The 16760-nt window shown below is 70.7% G+C and carries 13 protein-coding genes and 3 pseudogenes; 10 read left to right on the forward strand and 6 right to left on the reverse strand.

Going from position 1 to position 16760, the window contains the following annotated elements; genetic code table 11:
- The first annotated feature begins 293 nt into the window (after positions 1-293).
- Together secD and ACJX2R_RS47520 are read left to right on the forward strand one after the other, a co-directional pair.
- Positions 294-2639 carry a protein translocase subunit SecD gene (gene secD / locus ACJX2R_RS47515; RefSeq protein WP_413105208.1) on the forward strand — a complete coding sequence of 782 codons (2346 nt, stop codon included), beginning with the start codon at positions 294-296 and terminating at the stop codon, positions 2637-2639.
- Positions 2640-2769: 130 nt separating this feature from the next.
- Positions 2770-3153 carry a hypothetical protein gene (locus ACJX2R_RS47520; RefSeq protein WP_413105209.1) on the forward strand — a complete coding sequence of 128 codons (384 nt, stop codon included), beginning with the start codon at positions 2770-2772 and terminating at the stop codon, positions 3151-3153.
- Between the two features lie 71 nt (positions 3154-3224).
- Here the strand turns inward: ACJX2R_RS47520 and ACJX2R_RS47525 are convergent.
- Positions 3225-3518, reverse strand: a pseudogene (locus ACJX2R_RS47525) (TetR/AcrR family transcriptional regulator); the annotation flags it as partial.
- Positions 3519-3590: 72 nt separating this feature from the next.
- Between ACJX2R_RS47525 and ACJX2R_RS47530 the strand changes: the two are divergent.
- A pseudogene (locus ACJX2R_RS47530) lies at positions 3591-4315 on the forward strand (SDR family oxidoreductase).
- A gap of 52 nt (positions 4316-4367) precedes the next feature.
- Here ACJX2R_RS47530 and pdxA read toward each other — a convergent pair.
- Positions 4368-5381 (reverse strand): 4-hydroxythreonine-4-phosphate dehydrogenase PdxA, encoded by a 1014-nt coding sequence (gene pdxA / locus ACJX2R_RS47535; RefSeq protein WP_413105210.1) that lies wholly within the window; start codon positions 5379-5381, stop codon positions 4368-4370.
- A 411-nt stretch (positions 5382-5792) separates the two neighbouring features.
- Here pdxA and ACJX2R_RS47540 point away from each other — a divergent pair, with 411 nt between their 5' ends.
- The 4 genes from ACJX2R_RS47540 to ACJX2R_RS47555 all read left to right on the forward strand — a co-directional run bounded on the left by ACJX2R_RS47540 (position 5793) and on the right by ACJX2R_RS47555 (position 10177).
- Positions 5793-6773 (forward strand): aldo/keto reductase, encoded by a 981-nt coding sequence (locus ACJX2R_RS47540; protein ID WP_413106135.1) that lies wholly within the window; start codon positions 5793-5795, stop codon positions 6771-6773.
- Positions 6774-6811: 38 nt separating this feature from the next.
- Positions 6812-7597 carry an HpcH/HpaI aldolase family protein gene (locus ACJX2R_RS47545; RefSeq protein ID WP_413105211.1) on the forward strand — a complete coding sequence of 262 codons (786 nt, stop codon included), beginning with the start codon at positions 6812-6814 and terminating at the stop codon, positions 7595-7597.
- Entirely contained in the window at positions 7597-8550 is a 954-nt protein-coding gene (locus ACJX2R_RS47550) for a phosphoglycerate dehydrogenase (protein ID WP_413105212.1), read from the forward strand. Before ACJX2R_RS47545 ends, ACJX2R_RS47550 begins: the two co-directional genes overlap by 1 nt.
- A 199-nt stretch (positions 8551-8749) precedes the next feature.
- Positions 8750-10177: an Nramp family divalent metal transporter gene (locus tag ACJX2R_RS47555; protein ID WP_413105213.1), complete on the forward strand. Its 1428-nt coding sequence runs from the start codon at positions 8750-8752 to the stop codon at positions 10175-10177.
- A gap of 216 nt (positions 10178-10393) precedes the next feature.
- Here the strand turns inward: ACJX2R_RS47555 and ACJX2R_RS47560 are convergent, their stop codons facing one another.
- On the reverse strand, positions 10394-10681 hold the full coding sequence (locus ACJX2R_RS47560; RefSeq protein ID WP_413105214.1) for a hypothetical protein: 288 nt from the start codon (positions 10679-10681) through the stop codon (positions 10394-10396).
- 6 nt (positions 10682-10687) lie between these two features.
- Here ACJX2R_RS47560 and ACJX2R_RS47565 point away from each other — a divergent pair, with 6 nt between their 5' ends.
- Positions 10688-10852, forward strand: coding sequence for a MerR family DNA-binding transcriptional regulator (locus ACJX2R_RS47565; protein WP_413105215.1), 165 nt, complete (start codon positions 10688-10690; stop codon positions 10850-10852).
- A gap of 65 nt (positions 10853-10917) precedes the next feature.
- Here ACJX2R_RS47565 and ACJX2R_RS47570 read toward each other — a convergent pair.
- The 3 genes and pseudogenes from ACJX2R_RS47570 to ACJX2R_RS47580 all read right to left on the reverse strand — a co-directional run.
- Positions 10918-11544, reverse strand: a pseudogene (locus ACJX2R_RS47570) (MHYT domain-containing protein); the annotation flags it as partial.
- A gap of 1003 nt (positions 11545-12547) precedes the next feature.
- The gene (locus tag ACJX2R_RS47575; protein WP_413105216.1) at positions 12548-13498 is read right to left on the reverse strand and encodes a hypothetical protein; all 951 of its coding nucleotides are present in this window, start codon (positions 13496-13498) and stop codon (positions 12548-12550) included.
- Positions 13499-14288: 790 nt separating this feature from the next.
- A complete protein-coding gene (locus ACJX2R_RS47580; RefSeq protein ID WP_413105217.1) occupies positions 14289-15101 on the reverse strand; it encodes a LysR family transcriptional regulator in 813 nt (270 codons plus the stop codon).
- A gap of 69 nt (positions 15102-15170) precedes the next feature.
- Here ACJX2R_RS47580 and ACJX2R_RS47585 point away from each other — a divergent pair, with 69 nt between their 5' ends.
- Positions 15171-16067, forward strand: a complete 897-nt coding sequence (locus tag ACJX2R_RS47585; protein WP_413105218.1) for an NAD(P)H-binding protein — start codon at positions 15171-15173, stop codon at positions 16065-16067.
- Positions 16064-16756 carry an SDR family NAD(P)-dependent oxidoreductase gene (locus tag ACJX2R_RS47590; protein WP_413105219.1) on the forward strand — a complete coding sequence of 231 codons (693 nt, stop codon included), beginning with the start codon at positions 16064-16066 and terminating at the stop codon, positions 16754-16756. The genes ACJX2R_RS47585 and ACJX2R_RS47590 overlap by 4 nt, the downstream gene beginning before the upstream one ends.
- Positions 16757-16760: the final 4 nt, after the last annotated feature.

Genomic DNA, 16760 nt, shown 5'->3' on the forward strand with positions numbered 1-16760 from the left:
CGTGCGCCGCCGGATGCGCGGCCCAGGCCAGGGTCCGCCACGACCACCTCGGTGAGCGCCCGTGCCCACCGGATCACCACGCCACCGACCCCCGCGATACGGATGCCGATCCGGCTGTCGCGCCACGTACTTCGGCGCCTTCGGTATGCGTACCCGTCTCTCCCGGCCGATCGGCCCACGACCGCGGCCGGGCCCCTCCGGCGGCCGCGGGTAACTGACGCCACCCATCACCCTTTCTTCCGTCGCGGCCGCGCGTGCCGCTGCCGCGACGTGCCTGCCGGAGGCTCGTGTTGATGCGCCGCAACATGTGGAACAAGCGGAACAAACGTCAAAAGTCCCTGCGCATGCGTGCGCTGCTCGCCCTCGCCGTGATCGCCGGATCGCTGGCCATCGCCCTCACCACGCCGGTCCGCCTCGGCCTCGACTTGCGCGGCGGTACCCAGATCACGCTGGAAACCCGCTCCACCCCCACCGCCGACGCCGACGGGGCGGCCACCGACCGCACGGTGGAGGTGCTGCGCGGCCGCATCGACGCGCTCGGCGTCGCCGAACCGACCCTCGTCCGCTCCGGCGACCACCGTATCCTCGTCGAGCTGCCCGGTGTGTCCGACCCGAAGAAGGCCGCCGATGTGCTGGGCCGCACCGCGCAGCTCACCGTTCACGCGGTTCTCGGCCCGGCCGGGACCGCTGACCGCGCCGCCTCCCCGCCGGCCGATCCGGCCAAGGAGCGCGTTCTGCCGGACGAGTCCGGACAGCCGCTGCGACTGCGTGCCGCCGATCTGACCGGACGGGACGTCGAAGGCGCCGACGCCCGCTTCGACCAGCAGGGCGGCGCCGGCTGGCATGTCGCGGTCGACTTCTCCGAGACTGGCCAGGACCGATGGCGGCAGGTCACCGCACGGGCCGCCTGTCACCCGGCCGGCGACCCACAGCGCCGGGTCGCCATCGTCCTCGACAACAAGATCATCTCCGCGCCGCAGGTCGACCCCTCCGTATCGTGCGGGACCGGCATCCTGGGCGGCACCACCCAGATCACCGGCTCCTTCGACGACTCCGAAGCCCGCGAGCTGGCCCTGCTCATCTCCGGCGGCGCACTGCCCGTACCGGTCGAGACCGTCGAACAGCGCACCGTCGGCGCCACGCTCGGCGATGCGGCGATCGAGGCCGCGGCCCGGGCCGCCGTCATCGGCACCGCACTGACCGCACTGTTCGTCATCGCCGTCTACCGGCTCCTGGGCCTGCTCGCGACCGTGGCGCTGGCCTGCTACGGCCTCATCTCCTACGCCGCCCTGGCCGCGCTCGGCGCCACGTTGACCCTGCCGGGCCTCGCCGGGTTCGTCCTGGCGATCGGCATGGCCGTGGACGCCAACGTCCTGGTCTTCGAGCGGGCCCGCGAAGAGTACGCGGCCCGCAGCCGCCCCAGCCCCCGCTCGGCGCTGACGGCCGGGTTCCGCGGCGCCCTCAGCGCGATCGCCGACTCCAACGTCACGACACTGATCGCCGCGGGCCTCATGTTCGCCTTCGCCTCCGGCCCGGTACGCGGCTTCGGCATCACCCTCGCCATCGGCGTCCTCGCCTCGATGGTCAGCGCCCTCGTGATCAGCCGGGTGCTCGCCGAGTACGCGGTGGGCCGCCCCGCGGTCTTCCGCCGGCCCCGCGTCACCGGCATCGCGAGCACCGGCTGGGTCCGCGATCGGCTGCTGCGCCGCGACCCGTTCCTGCTGCGCCGTCCCCGCCGCTGGCTGGCCGCCTCCGCCGCACTCGCCGTCCTGGCCGCGTCCGGCATCCTCGTGCGCGGCCTGGACTTCGGCATCGAGTTCACCGGCGGCCGGCTGATCGAGTACGCCACCAGCACGCCCGTCGACCCCGACCGGGCCCGCACCGCCCTCACCGACGCCGGATTCCCCCGCGCGGTCGTGCAGTCCTCCGGCGACACCGGGCTCACGGTGCGCGCGGAGAACCTGACCAACACCGACGAGGCCACCGTCACCGAAACCGTCAGCACCCTCGGCGGTGAGACGAAGAAGGTCCGTGACGAGTTGATCGGCCCCAGCATGGGCGACGAACTGCGCCGCAACGCCCTCATCGCGCTCTCCCTCGCACTGGGCGCCCAACTGCTCTATCTCGCGGTCCGCTTCCGCTGGTTCTTCGGGACGGCGGCCGTCGCCGCGCTCGCCCACGACGTGGTGATCCTCATCGGCGCCTTCGCCTGGCTGGGCAAGCCCATCGACGGGGTTTTCCTGGCCGCCCTGCTGACCGTCATCGGCTACTCGGTCAACGACTCCGTCGTCCTCTTCGACCGCGTCCGCGAACTGCTCGGCCGCGACCGCGCCACACCGCTTCCCCGCCTGACCAACCGGGCGATCTTGCAGACCCTGCCCCGTACCGTCAACACCGGCATGGGTGCGGCATTCATCCTCACCGCCCTCGCCGTCCTCGCCGACGACACCCTCGCCGACTTCGCCCTCGCCCTGCTCATCGGACTGGCGGTCGGCACCTACTCCTCCGTCTTCACCGCCGCCTCACTCACCATCGAACTGCACCCGCATCGAAAGGTGTCGCGGCCGCCGCGGTCCGGTCGGCGGCACCCCTCCTCGGGGAAGAACGCGGTGTCGACTTCCGACGCAGCCCCTCGATAGGGTCACCGTCGTTTCCGAACTCATGTCCTTCCCCACGGCGCCCGCCGCGCCGGCCACTTGCCACTCGCCCGGTCGTTCATCGAGAGCGGCGGGCCCGTCCCCCGTGACACACCGACGAAAGGACAGCGTCATGCGCAAGCGCTCCCTCACTCTCGTGGTCTTATCCGCCGCCTTCGCGGGCATCGCCGCCACCGCGCCCAGCGCGTCGGCCGTCGGCCGCAGTGCCTGCCCGGACGGCAACTTCTGCCTGTGGCCCACCTTCGCGTCCTACCCCACACCCGTCGAAACCCCGGTCCTGGTGACCAGTGGCGACTGGTCCGGAGACGCCGACGGGCTCGTGTTCCAGAACACGGGGTCCCGCGCCGTCGACGTGGAGTACACCACCTATATGAACGACGGGACCGTCCCGGTGGACGGCACGGTGTGCGTCACGAGAGACAAGGCGAGCAGGCAGTTCTTCTACAACCCGACGACCGTGCACAAGGTCACCTGGCGTGCCGACAACACGTGCTGACATGACCGCACCACGGGCGCTTCCGGACCGGAAGCGCCCGCCCTTCCACCAGCCCCGGTCGCCCGGCCCGCTCACCGCGTCGCGCAGGGAGCCTTCAGACCGTCCAGGGTGAGGTCGAGGAGGCGTTCGGCCCGTTCCCGGTGTTCGGGTCCGGGTGAAGTGAGGGCGATGCCTTCGAGGGCGGCGCCCATGTCGGTGGGGCTGATGTCGGTGCGAATCGTCCCGGCGGCCGCACACGCGTCCATCAGGGCGGTGATGGCGGCCTGGATCATGTCCCGGCTGTGGCCGTAGGGGTTGTTTCCCGCGGCGGCGATGGCACGCAGGGCGTCGGCCATGCCGAATTTCGCGGTGACGTAGTCCAGGTAACCGGGGGCGTCCCCAGTTCCCCTGTAGGTCCTGGTCTGACCTGCGTATATCCCCTTGGAAGGACATTGGCCATGTCAGGTGTCGAAGGCAAGGTCGTAGCGATCACAGGTGCCAGGAGCGGCATCGGAGCGGCGACGGCCACCTACCTCGCCGAGAGGGCGCCCGGCTCGTGCTCGGGGCCCGGCGGGAAGACCGGTTGTACGCGGTGGTGGACCGGATCACGGCGCGGGGCGGCTCGGCCGTCGGGGCCGTCATCGACGTGACGCGCCGCGAGGACCTCAAGCGGCTGACGGATGTGGCGGTCGACCGGTTCGGCCGACTCGATGTCCTGGTCTCCAACGCCGGCACGATGGTGGTGTCACCGTTCGACGAACTGCGCCAGGACGACTGGGACGCGATGGTCGCGACGCATATCACCGGCCTGCTGAACGGTATCGGGGCGGCACTTCCCGTGTTCCGGCGGCAGCGCTCCGGCCAGTTCGTCAACATCGCCTCCACCGCGGCCTACGTCGTGAAATCCCCGCAGGCCGTCTACGCGGCCACCAAGACGGCGGTGAAGGTGCTGACCGAGGGGCTGCGGCAGGAGTCGGGACCCGATCTGCGCGGCACTCTGGTCTCACCCGGATTCACCAACACCGAGGGCGTGGGCAAGGGGGCGAGTCCCGAGGCAGCGGCGGCGGCGACCCGGCAGCGCGACGAGATCGCCATCCCGCCCTCCGCCATCGCGTCCGCGATCGAGCAGCCCGCCGGCATCGACATCAGCGAGGTGGTCGTCCGGCCCACCGTGCAGGCCTGACAACCGGGGGAGACGACCACGTCCGACCCGTCCCCCTGCCGGAGGCGGCGGTTCAGCCCGCCGGGGTGACCGGCACCGTGGCCATCCCGGCCGCCTGGCGCAGCGCCTCGACCATGCTGCCCGCTTCCGCCGTGCCCGTTCCGGCGATGTCGAAGGCGGTGCCGTGGTCGACGGAGGTACGGATGACGGGCAGGCCCACGGTGAGGTTGACACCCGCCTCGATGCCCAGGACCTTGACCGGACCGTGGCCCTGATCGTGGTACATCGCCACGATCAGGTCGTAGTCGCCGCGCGACGCGAGGAAGAAGGCGGTGTCGGCGGGGAGCGGACCCCGGGCGTCGACGCCGTCGGCGCGCAGCTTCTCCAGGGCCGGAACGATCTTCTCGTCCTCCTCGCCGTAGCCGAACAGGCCGTTCTCGCCCGCGTGCGGGTTGATGCCGCAGACGCCGATGACCGGGTTCGGGGTGCCGGCGCGGACCATCGCCTCGTGGCCGCGGCGCACGGTGCGCTCGACGAGGCCGGGCTCGATGCGGTGGACGGCGTCGATCAGACCGATGTGCGTGGTGACGTGGATGACCTTCACCTTCTCGGTGGAGAGCATCATCGAGACCTCCTCGGTCCCGGTCAGATGGGCGAGGAGTTCGGTGTGGCCGGGGTAGAGGTGGCCCGCGGCGTGCAGGGCCTCCTTGTTGAGCGGTGCGGTGCAGATGGCGTGCACCTCGCCCGCCACGGCGAGTTCGGCGGCGCGCCTGATGTACGCGTACGCGGCGTCCCCCGCGAACCGCGACAGCTTCCCCCAGGACAGATCGGCGGGGAGCAGCCCGAGGTCGACCACGTTGACGCGGCCGGGTGTGAACTCCGCGTCGCGCGGATGGTCGACGGCGGCGATCTCGCAGTCCAGGCCGAGGATGCGGGCGGCCTCGCGCAGCCGACGCGCGTCACCGATGACGACGGGGCGGCAGCGGGTCAGGACGGCGTCGTCGAGCAGGGCCGCGACGACGACCTCGGGGCCGATACCGGCACCGTCGCCCATGGTGACGGCGATGAGGGGGAGGGGGGTGGGCATGTGAACAACTCCTAGGCGGGAGGCGGGAGGCGGGGCGGGCGGCAGGAGGTGGACGGTGAGGTTCGGGCGGCCGCCGTGGTGGCAGCCGGACGGGGCCGCGGCGCGGCGGCGAGTACCCGGCACCGTCGGTGGACGACACGGGCCGGGCCCAGTCAGGATCATGGCATAAGCTGCGTGAACTGCGCGATACATCTTGCGTGATTTACGCAACCGTGCGAGCGTTCCCATGGCGCCGACGGCCGTCACCCATGGACCGTGTCGCCGCCGTGACCGGCCGGGACCACGGACCACAGAGCCACCCACGGCCCAATGTGCGATGCGCACATCACGCATGTGATCGCCTACGAGTACGACCGCACCACCCGTCTCACCCGCACCACCCGCAGCACCCGCCTCGGAAGGAACCCGCCCGTGACCGTCGGTCTCGCACTCCCGCATGTGCCCGTCCCGTTGTCCCCGCTCGTCCTCGGGACGATGACCTTCGGCGACACCGCCGACCGCGCGACGGCCGCCGCGATGGTGGACGCCGCGCTCGACGCGGGCATCACCGGCGTGGACACCGCCAACGGCTACGCGGGCGGTGAGAGCGAGCGCATCCTCGCCGAGCTGTTGCCGGGCCGCCGTGACCGGGTGGTCCTCGCCACCAAGGCCGGCATCCCGCACCCCGACCAGGGCGAGCACGCGCCGCTCTCGCCCGAGGGCCTGCGCGCCGCGCTCGACGGGAGCCTCAGGCGCCTGGGCACCGACCACGTCGACCTCTTCTATCTGCACCAGCCGGACCGCGCGACACCGCTCAGCGCGACCCTGGCGACCGTCGCCGAGTTCGTACGGGCGGGCAAGGTCCTCGCCCTCGGCGTCTCCAACTTCGCCGCCTGGCAGATCGCCGAGCTGAACCGCGTGGCCGACGAGGTCGGCGCCCCCCGCCCCGTCGTCGCCCAGCAGCTCCACAACCTCCTCGCGCGCCGCGTCGAGGAGGAGTACGTCGAATTCGCCGCCACTACCGGACTGCGCACGGTGGTCTACAACCCGCTCGGCGGCGGTCTGCTCACCGGCCGCCACCGCTTCGACCAGGTCCCGGAGGGCGGGCGCTTCGGCGACTCCAAGGTGGCCGCGATGTACCGCGAGCGGTACTGGAACGAGGAGGTCTTCCAGGCCGTCGCCGACCTCACCCGCATCGCCTCCGACGCGGGCCTGCCGCTGACCGACCTGGCCCTGCGCTGGCTGCTGTCCCGGCCCTCCACCGACGCGCTGCTGCTCGGCGGTTCCAAGGTCGAGCACCTGAAGGCCAACATCGAGGCCGCGTCCGCGGGTCCGCTGCCCGCGGACGTCCTGACCGCCTGCGACGAGGTCGGCGCCCGGCTGCGCGGCCCGATGCCCGCCTACAACCGCTGATCCGCCGCCCACCTCGCAACGCCGCAAGGGAGACACACATGGCCACCGGCCGCACCTCCGCCCAGTTCATCGCCGCACTGCGCGATCGTGAGCAGCTCATCGGCTACTGGTCCCTGCTCGATTCGCCCGTCGCCGCCGAGCGCCTCGCCCGCGTCGGCTACGACTACCTGGCCTTCGACGCCCAGCACGGCCTCTTCGGCTACCAGGGCATGCTGAACAACCTCCTCGCCACCGACACCAAGGGCAGCACCGCCGTCGGCATGGTGCGCGTCGAGGCCAATGACCTCACCTACATCGGCAAGGCGCTCGACGCGGGCGCGAGCGCCGTGATCGTCCCGATGATCGACAACGCCCGGGACGCCGCCGACGCCGTGGCCGCCGTCCGCTACCCGCCGCTGGGCCGCCGCTCGTACGGCCCGATGCGCGCCCAGCTCCGGATCGGCCCGAACCCGGCCGACACCCACGACCAGACCGCCGTCCTCGCGATGATCGAGACGGCCGACGGCCTGGCCAACCTCGAGGAGATCTGCGCGACCCCCGGCCTGGACGGCGTCTACGTCGGCCCGTCCGATCTGCGCCTGGCCATCGGCGGCGCGACGTCCACCGACCCCGCCGTACAGGACGAGTTCGAGCAGGCCCTCGCCCGCGTCCGCAAGGCGGCCGAGGCGGTGGGCATCGCGGCCGGCATCCACAACGCCGACGGCGAGAGCGCCGCCCGCCGGCTCGCCGAGGGCTTCACGTTCGCGACGGTCGCGGCCGACGTCGTGCACCTCCAGCAGATCGCGACGTCCCACCTCCGGGCGGCGCGCGGCGAGGCCCGCTGATGCCGACCACGCTCATCACCACACCCACCTTCGCCCGGCATTCGGCGCGCCCCTGGCAGATCCTGGAGGAGGGCGGAGCAGGTCCCCTGCGCCCCCGCGAGGACGCGGCGCTGCCCACCGCCGAACTCCTGTCGCACGCGGCCGAGGCCGATGCGCTGATCGTCGGCATGGACCCCATCACCGCCGAGGTGATGGACGCCGCACCCCGCCTCAAGGTGATCGCCAAGCACGGTGTCGGCGTCGACACCATCGACGTGGCCGCCGCCCACGCGCGCGCGATCCCGGTGGTGTGCGCGCCGGGCAGCAACTCGCGTGCGGTGGCGGAGTACACCTTCGGTCTGCTGCTGTCCGCGGCCCGCTCCCTGACCGCCTCGCACACCGCCGTGGCGGCGGGCGGCTGGCCGAAGCTGTTCGGCCCCGAACTGCACGGCAAGACGCTGGGCATCGTCGGCTTCGGCCGCATCGGCCGCCTGCTGGCGGGCTACGCCCGAGCCTTCGGGATGGACCTGCTCGCCCACGACCCGTACGTCTCCGAGGCCGACGTCCGCGCGCACGGCGCCGAACCGACCGCGCTCGACGCCCTGCTGGCGCGCGCCGACGCCGTCAGCCTGCACACTCCGCCCGATCCGTCCGGCACCCCGCTGCTCGACCGCTCCCGCCTGGCGGCGATGAAGCCGGGCGCGATCCTGGTCAACGCCGCGCGCGGCGGCCTCATCGACGAACGCGCGCTCGCCGACCTGCTCGGCTCCGGGCACCTCGGAGCCGCGGCCCTCGACGCGTTCAGCGCCGAGCCGCTGCCCGCCGGCCATCCGCTGCGCGAGGCCCCGCGCACCGTCCTCACCTCGCACATGGCTGCCTGCACACCCGAGGCCAACCAGGCCATGGGCGCGATGGTGGCCGAGGACGTCGTCCGCGTACTGGCGGGTGAGGAGCCGCACCACCCGGCGCGCTGAGACGCGGACCGCACACGGCCCCACGACACGCCGGGGCACACCGCACCGCGACACGCGGCGGCACACGGCCCCACGACATGCGGTGGCACCGGCACCACGGCACGCGGCGGCACACCGCACCACGACACGCCCCCCACCCGACCCCTGTCCCCATTCCGGATACCGGCGACGGCGCCGGAAGATCCTCTAAGGACCCGCTATGTCCACCACGACCGACGGCGCCACGGCGGCGCCGCCACCCGCGCAGACCGACCCGTACGCGCTGCGCGCCGAAGACGCCCGCCCGGCCCCCGAGACCTTCAGCGGCCGACTGCGCCACCTCGGCCCCGGGCTCGTGCTGTCCGCCGCCGTCGTCGGCTCCGGTGAGCTGATCACCACCACCTCGCTCGGTGCGAAGGCCGGGTTCGCCCTGCTGTGGCTGGTGATCGTCTCGACCGCGGTCAAGGTGTGGGTGCAGATGGAGCTGGCCCGCTGGACCATCCTCAACGGCCGGCCCGCGCTCGACGGGTTCCGCGACGTGGGCCCCCGGATCGGCCGGCTGAGCTGGATCAACTGGCTCTGGATCGGCATGGACTTCGCCAAGATGTTCCAGCGCGGCGGCATCATCGGCGGCACCGCGGCCGCCTGCTCGATCCTGCTGCCGATCCACGGCGGGTCGCTGAGCACATCGTCGCTGACGATCTGGGCCCTCATCGTGACCGGTGCCGCCATCCTCATCCTCCAGACGGGCAAGTACCCCGTCGTCGAGCGGGTCGAGATCATCGGCATCACCCTCAAGACGATCATCACCTTCGGCCTGGCCCTCGCCCTGCCGTTCACCGCCTTCGGATACGGCCCCGAGCAGTTCGCCGACGGGCTGAGCTTCCAGATCCCCGCCGGCACGGTCGGCATCGCGCTCGCCATGTTCGGCATCACCGGTGTCGGCGCCGACGAGATGACGACGTACACCTACTGGTGCCTGGAGAAGGGCTACGCCCGCTGGACCGGGCCCGACGACGGCAGCGAGCAGCGCGCCCGGCGGGCCGAGGGCTGGCTCAAGGTCATGCGGCTCGACGTGGGCGTCTCCTGGGTCGTGTGCACCATCTGCACCCTGTCCTTCTACGTGATCGGTGCCTCGGTGCTCCATCCGCAGGGCCTGGTGCCCGAGGGCAACGACATGATCACCACGCTGTCGCACATCTACACCGACACGCTCGGCCCCTGGGCGGAGTACCTGTTCCTGGGCGGCGCGATCGCCGTCCTCTTCTCGGTCACCGTCGCCTCGTCGGCCAGCGTTCCCCGCCTGTGGACCAACACCCTCGGGCTGCTCGGGGTGGTCGACTGGCACGACATGCGCTCGCGCACGCGCACCATCCGCATCCTCACCTGCTGTCTGCCCCCGGTGTGGATGTGTATCTTCCTGTGGGTCCAGTCCCCGGTCCTGATGGTGCAGATCGGCGGCATCGGCGGTGGCATCTTCCTGCTCGCGGTCGTGGTCGCGGTCTGGCGCCTGCGCTACACCGGTGTCCCGCCCCGCTTCCGCGCCAATCCCTGGCTGACCGCCGCCCTCGTCATGAGCAGTGTGGCGATCGCCTTCCTCGGGGTGTACGGAGTGCTCGACACGCTCGAGCTCACGCCCGGGAGCTGAACCGGCGTACCGGTCGACTCGTCCGCCTTCACGCCCTGGCACTCCCGCCCGGCCCGCCGAGTGGGAGTGCCTTCGCATCCCCACATTCCGCAGCAGGCGCCGACCTTCCGCATCGTCTGTCTCACGCACGCGCACCGGTTCGGCCGTGCCCAACTCCGTGGCCCGAGCACGCCGTGCGCGGGCCGAGCTCGACGGCCGCTGCGACCGGTCGGATCCTCAATCCCCATGTCCTTCGGCCGGTGTGTCCAGCAATCGGTTCAGCTCGTTCCCGGCCTCTTCGTAACCAGCGTCGGAGATCCGTTGCAGCTCACGTAGGTCGCCGGTCGCGACCGCGCGTCGAGTGAGCAGGAACCCGGCGCGCATGCACCCCTCGTCCAACAGCTCGCTCAGCTCCCCCAGGTCGCCGACTGCGTCGGCGAGGTCGGCCAGCCGGTCCAAAGCGGTCTCGTTTCCCTCATCGGCCAGCTCGCGCAAGGTCTCCCGGTTGATGTTGGTATTCGCCATGACGCCATGGTGCGAGCCTGCCCCTGGGGAAAGGTCAAGTGGGACGATGGCAGGGTGATCACCATCGGGCAGCTGGCCAGGTACGTCGGAGTGTCGATCAAGACCATTCGCGTCTATCACGACAAGGGCCTGCTCCCCGAGCCCGACCGTTCCTCGAGCTGTCAGGGGTGAGGGTCTTCGGTGAGATTGGGGGAGGCGGGGGACGGCAGGGCGGCGGGGCAATGCGGCAGCTGGACTCAGGCGGCCGGTGCCGCGGCGTCGTCGGGCGGTGCGGCCGCGGTGGCGTCGGTGCTTTCGGCTGCCTCGCGCTCCGTGGGCGACAGAGCCACGAAGGCCGAGGAGAGGAAGAGGAACGAACCGAGGAACACCGCGAGGGGGAAGATGAACTGCGTGGCCGTGGCCCCGTCCAGTACGCCCCCCTGCGGGGCGAGTTCGATCCGCACGGCGGCCATTCCGGTGTAGTGCATGCTGGACACGGCGAGCCCCATGACGAGCGAGGCGAGCGTCGCTCCCGCGGGGCCGCGCACCACAATGGCGGCCCACAGCGCGGCGGTCGCCGCGGCGACGGCGATGACCATCGAGAGGACGACGAACGGCAGCTTGTAGCCGACGCTGCCGTGCAATCGGAGTGCCGCCATTCCGAGGTAGTGCATGGCACCGACGCCGAGGCCGGTGCCCAGACCACCCATCAGGAGCGAGCGCCAGCGTGATCGCCCGTAGCCGATGATGAAGACGCCTGCCCCGACCACCGTCATGGCCACCAGCAGGCTCAGGAGCGTGAGCGGGACGTTGTAGCGAACCGGGGTCCCGTCGACTCCGAAGCCGAGCATGGCGATGAAGTGCATCGTCAACTTGCGAGTTCCGTGATCACGATCCGCGTCACCCGGACACTTCAGCTGTCCCGGCGATGAAACCCTTGCGGTGCGCCTATGGCATAGATCACTGTGCGGCACGCGGGGAGGTGCTTGGAGGCCCGTTCGGCACCGGAGGCTCGGGTTTTCCGCGGGGGCGCTACTGGCGAGGAGGTCGTCTGCCTCGTGGGGGCTGGTCGCTCCCTCTGTTCCGGGGCGTGCGGCCGGGCCGTTGGTGTTCTGCCGTGGCGGGAGCGGGGGCCGGTTCTCTGGGGGCTGCGATCAGTCCGATCAGCGCGGTCAGTAGTCCGATGACCTGGCCGAAGAACCCCAGCCACGTCGTCAGCAGGGCCGGCTGGTTGGCCTCCGGCTGCTGGGCCATTTCCGCGGTGTCCCCGGGTGGGCCGGAGGCTCCGGGCGGCGGAGGCGCTTGCGACGAGCCGGGGGCGGAGGGTGGCGGGGAGGTTGGTGGTGCTCCGGAGGTGGTCTGCGGGGCCGGGGTCGTGGGTGTCGTGGGAGGCGTCGGCGGGGTGGATGTCGGGCTGTGAGAGTGCCGGGGTTTCGGGGTGACCGTTCGCACCGGTTTCACCGTCAGCGTGGTCAGACCGCCTGCTGTGAGGAGAGTCCCGGCCAGCAAGAGGCCGAGGGCAACCATCAGCACGGTGGACTGGATGGTGAGGACGGCGAGAGTGCCACGTCGCGGGGGGCGCCACATAGGGGCCACTGTACGAACGCGCCGCATCGAAATGATTACGTTCCGTTGCGCCTGTCGGGGTAAGGACTCGCCGCCTGCCGCCGGTGCCCACCCGCAGGGACACGCCGGCCCGGCCTGGAGGCAGGCTTTGCTGACGGTCTCGGGGATCAGCACGGGCAGGTCGGCGCCGCCGTGGTCGAGGACGGCAGCGGTCGTCATGTCATAGCCGTCGGCCGGTGCCGGTGCCGGTGCCGGTGTGGCCGGGCGGGGAGCCGTCAGCCAGCCGTGGGTAACCGGCACCGCCACCGGCCAACCCCGATGCTACGGCTGTGTGATCGTCATGCTGGGAACACGCCCGCCAAGGCCTGAGATCGCCCCAGAGGTACCGACTCCCGCGGTATTGTCGGCGTATATCCAAAAGCCCACGTTGAACGTGTACTCGTGGCCCGCCCGCATCGGGAACTGGGTCCTCATCGGAGTATCCGTTACGGGGCTGGTTTGGGCCTGGTCCGCCCACTCGTCGACGCTGACACGCTTTCGCCACAGCTTGTGGGACTGATTCGCTTTGAGCTTGCCGTCTTCAAGGATCGTGCACTCCGTACCGCCCTCGACGGTGGCGTTGCTTCCGATACCGAACGCCCCCACGACCCAGAACCAGCCCAGTACTCTCAGCGAGTCCCCACTGAGCAACCCGTTGACAGTCGGCCGGAAGAGCAGGCCGAATCCCGCATGTGCTTCGACGAACTTGCCGCCGGCTCCCGGAATCCACGGTCCGCACCGGCCTTGCAGGGACACCTGCCCCAAGGGGCGGTTGGTGGATGACGTGTACGGGGCACTTCCACCTGTGTTGTGCCACCGCCAGTCGAAGTGATACGGCGCGGTGAAGACTTGCGTCGCACGAACGTCGTGAATACGCAGGGTGGCTTCTTCGATCCCGACGGGGTGGTCAGCGCCCATCTCCAGAATCGATGGCTCATCGAATCTCAGCGGTGTGTGGTCGCGCAGGTGGTGGAATTTCTTGATTGCCGCCTCATCCGCTTCGACTGCCTTGCGGAGAGGAGCATTGATCTGATCGGAGAGCTCCTGATACCCCGCTTCCACCGCGCGTTGCTGCTCTCGCGCTTCGATACCGCTGGCCGCCATATGCTCAACCGAGCGCCTGGCGACTTTGCGCTGCTCCGACGTGAGATCTTCACTGAAGTCGATCTCGATGGCTGGCTCCATCTCCCGCTCGGGAGTGGGCAGGAGGCCGGACTCATACGCGATGGCCATGGAGAGCTCCCTAGCTTCGTGCCGGTTTCCACTTCTGGGTAACGCAAAGAGAAGATGGACATGCGCGACTACAGCGGCGGACGATATCGTGAGCCACTCCCGCTCATGCATACGCGGCCTGGCATGACGCGCATTGCAACGCCCACACCGCGAGAGTTTTCAGCGGTGGTGGCTGGCCCCAGCACATTGGACTCTTTCAACTGGGATGGAGATACTTCGGTACCTCACTTCGAGTGAATCACTCCGGTTCGGTCCTCGCAATGTGTGCGTTAGCGCGTCTACTCTCCGCCGTCGCGACCCGCGCCGTTAACCCTGAGTATTCAGCGCACGTGGGTGATCTGATGCCCTGATAGCAAAAAGGTCCCTTGGATCGCTGGATCGGCCTGCCTGACTGTAGGTGAGCCCGGCCACGCGTGACCGGCTTGCCGCGCTGGCGGCCGAGGACAAGCACGACGATCCGGCGGCTTGTCGAAGAGCTCGCCGAAGGCCGACTGACCCAGGCCCCGAGCGCGCAGTGCGCCGCGCAGGCCCGTGCCGAGCTCGCCTCCCACCTGGCCAGCGTGCTCATACGACCGCGGCTTGCGCCGCTGGTGCCGGTGCTCCTCAACGACCCGCGCGTACGGCTCTGTGAGGTTGTGCGGTCGGCTCGGCGCGCGATTCCGTCATCGGCACGCACAAGATATTCGACCCGCGGCTGTGGCCGTCGGTGCTCACCGCCGTCCGGGTCGCCGGAAGCCTGGGACCCACCCTGCCCTGCCGGTCGGTGACCGGTTCGGGCTCCGCCGGCCGCTCAGGCGCGCCGCAGCGTCGCGGTGGCGATCTCCAGGAAGTCGCGCAGCGGTTGCTTCTCGTGCCGGTCAGCGGCGACGGCCAGGCAGGTCTCGGCCCCTGGCGCGTCCGTGACGGGGAGGTGGACGAGGTCGGGGCGGGAGTAGGAGCGCGCGGCGCTCATGGAGATGAGCGCGATACCGTGCCCGGCGGCGATGAGCTCGAACTTCTCCTCGATCGAGGACATCGGCCGGGTCGTCGCGGTGATCATCTTCTCGCCGTCGAGGTCGGCGGTGGTGAGCTTCTCGCGGTGCGCCAGCGGATGCGTCGCGGGCATACAGGCGACCCTGGGCTCGTGCCCGATGGGGATGGTGCGCAACCCCGAGTCGTCGAAGGGCTGGCGCAGATAGGCGACCTGGGCCCGGCCGTCCCGGAGCGGCGCGTCCGGCTGCCACCAGTGGGCCGGGACGACGTCGGTCTCGACGTCCGGGTGGCGCGATGTGAAGGCCCGGATCGCGGCCGACACACGCAGCCCGGGGGAGAAGGCGACAACGAGGCGCTGGGCACCCCGTTCGGCGTCGTGTACGCGCCGCACCGCCGCGGCGACCGTCCCGAGGATCCGCTGCGCCTCCTCGTGGAGCTGTTTCCCAGCGGGAGTCAGCTCCACGCTGCGAGTGGTCCGTACGAGCAGGGCGCACTCCAACTCCTGCTCGAACGCCTTGATTTGGCGGCTGAGGACCGGCTGGGCGATGAAGAGCTGCTCCGCGGCCCGGCCGAAGTGCCGGTGCTCGGCCACCGCGGCGAAATAGCGGAGCTTGCGCAGATCGAGATCCATGCCCTTAAGGTATCAATTGCCGGAGAAGGTATTGGACGCTACAGGGCGCCCGCCCCGAGACTCATAAACATGATCGTTATTACCGCTCCCACCGGCCAGATCGGCAGCCGGGTCATGGGAATCCTGCTCAACGAGGCCCCCGAGCGGGGCGAAGAGCTGAGGGTCATCGTGCGCGACCCGGGGAAGCTCCCCGAAGCCGTCCGCGCCCGAGTCGACGTCGTCACCGGCTCGCACGGCGACGCCGAGGTCGTCGACCGGGCCTTCGCCGGCGCGGACGCCGTCTTCTGGCTGGCCCCGCCACACCCGCGGGCACCGAGTCTGGACGCCGTCTACTCCGGGTTCACCCGCCCCGCCGCGAAGGCGTTCACGGTTCACGGGGTCGGACACGTCGTCGGCGTCTCCGCGCTCGGCCGCGGCACCCCCGCCGCCGACCGCGCCGGGCATGTGACGGCCTCGCTGGCCATGGACGACCTCATCGCGGGCACGGGCGTGGCCTACCGGGCGCTCGCCTGCCCCAGCTTCATGGACAACCTGCTGCGCCAGGTGGCCTCGATCCGCGACGACGGCGTGTTCACCGACACCGCAGCCGCCGATCGCACCGCACCGACGGCCACCACCGGAGACATCGCCGCGGCCGCCGCCGGTCTGCTGCTCGACCGCTCGTGGACGGGGACGGGCGAGGTCCCGGTGCTGGGCCCCGAGGACCTTTCGGCCAACGACATGGCGCGCATCATGTCCGAGGTGCTCGGCCGTCCGATCCGCTACCAGCGGCAGTCACTGGAAGACCTCCGCGCCGCATTCACGGGGCGCGGCGTCGGCGACGCCATCGTGCAGGGCTACGTCGACATGATGCGCTCCAAGGACGACGGTATCGACGAGGGCGTGCGGCGCACCCCCGAGACCGCCAGTCCGACGACCTTCCGCCAGTGGTGCGAAGAGGTCCTCAAGCCGGCGGTCCAGGCGTGAACGCCCCCAAGACCGCGCTCATCGTCGGCGCGTCCCGCACCCTCGGACTCGGTCTCGCCACCGAGTACGCGCACCGCGGCTGGAACGTCATCGGTACGGTCCGGGGCGAGCGGCGCACCGGCCTCCACGACCTGGCCGAGGCATCCGGGGGCCGGGTCATGGTCGAGTCGATGGACATGACGAAACCGGACGAGGTCGCCGCGCTGCGCGAGCGCCTGGCGGGGCGCACGCTGGACCTGCTGTTCGTCAACGCCGCCATCACCAGGGGCAACATCCCGATCGGCGACGTGCCGACGGAGATGTTCACCGAGGTCATGGTCACCAACGCACTCAGCCCGATGCGCGTGGTCGAGTCCCTCCGCTCGCTGGTCGCCCCGACCGGGACCATCGGCGTCATGTCCTCACGCCAGGGCAGCCTCGGCCTGAACACCAAGGGCGGCCAGGACGTCTACCGCGCCAGCAAGTCCGCCCTGAACCAGCTGATGCGCAGCTACGCCGCCCGGTACGCCGAAGCCGCGCACACGCTGCTGCTCATGTGCCCCGGCCACGTCCGCACCGAACTCGGCGGCCCGGACGCACCGCTGACCATCGACCAGTCCATCCCGGGCGTGGTGGACACGATCGACCGCCACGGCGGCGAACCGGGCCTGAAATTCCTCAACCACCAGGACCAGCTCGTGCCCTGGTAGCCCA

The sequence above is a fragment of the Streptomyces sp. Inha503 genome (genome assembly GCF_047215865.1).
Lineage (GTDB): Bacteria > Actinomycetota > Actinomycetes > Streptomycetales > Streptomycetaceae > Streptomyces > Streptomyces lycopersici.

Excerpts from the sequence above, each read along its gene's own strand:
- ACJX2R_RS47545 (WP_413105211.1), top strand. The coding sequence starts at position 6,812 with ATGGCCACCGGCCGCACCTCCGCCCAGTTCATCGCCGCACTGCGCGAT.
- ACJX2R_RS47565 (WP_413105215.1), top strand. The coding sequence starts at position 10,688 with ATGGTGCGAGCCTGCCCCTGGGGAAAGGTCAAGTGGGACGATGGCAGG.
- secD (WP_413105208.1), top strand. The coding sequence starts at position 294 with ATGCGCCGCAACATGTGGAACAAGCGGAACAAACGTCAAAAGTCCCTG.
- ACJX2R_RS47585 (WP_413105218.1), top strand. The coding sequence starts at position 15,171 with ATGATCGTTATTACCGCTCCCACCGGCCAGATCGGCAGCCGGGTCATG.
- ACJX2R_RS47520 (WP_413105209.1), top strand. The coding sequence starts at position 2,770 with ATGCGCAAGCGCTCCCTCACTCTCGTGGTCTTATCCGCCGCCTTCGCG.
- ACJX2R_RS47555 (WP_413105213.1), top strand. The coding sequence starts at position 8,750 with ATGTCCACCACGACCGACGGCGCCACGGCGGCGCCGCCACCCGCGCAG.
- ACJX2R_RS47580 (WP_413105217.1), bottom strand. The coding sequence starts at position 15,101 with ATGGATCTCGATCTGCGCAAGCTCCGCTATTTCGCCGCGGTGGCCGAG.
- ACJX2R_RS47550 (WP_413105212.1), top strand. The coding sequence starts at position 7,597 with ATGCCGACCACGCTCATCACCACACCCACCTTCGCCCGGCATTCGGCG.
- pdxA (WP_413105210.1), bottom strand. The coding sequence starts at position 5,381 with ATGCCCACCCCCCTCCCCCTCATCGCCGTCACCATGGGCGACGGTGCC.
- ACJX2R_RS47575 (WP_413105216.1), bottom strand. The coding sequence starts at position 13,498 with ATGGCCATCGCGTATGAGTCCGGCCTCCTGCCCACTCCCGAGCGGGAG.
- ACJX2R_RS47560 (WP_413105214.1), bottom strand. The coding sequence starts at position 10,681 with ATGGCGAATACCAACATCAACCGGGAGACCTTGCGCGAGCTGGCCGAT.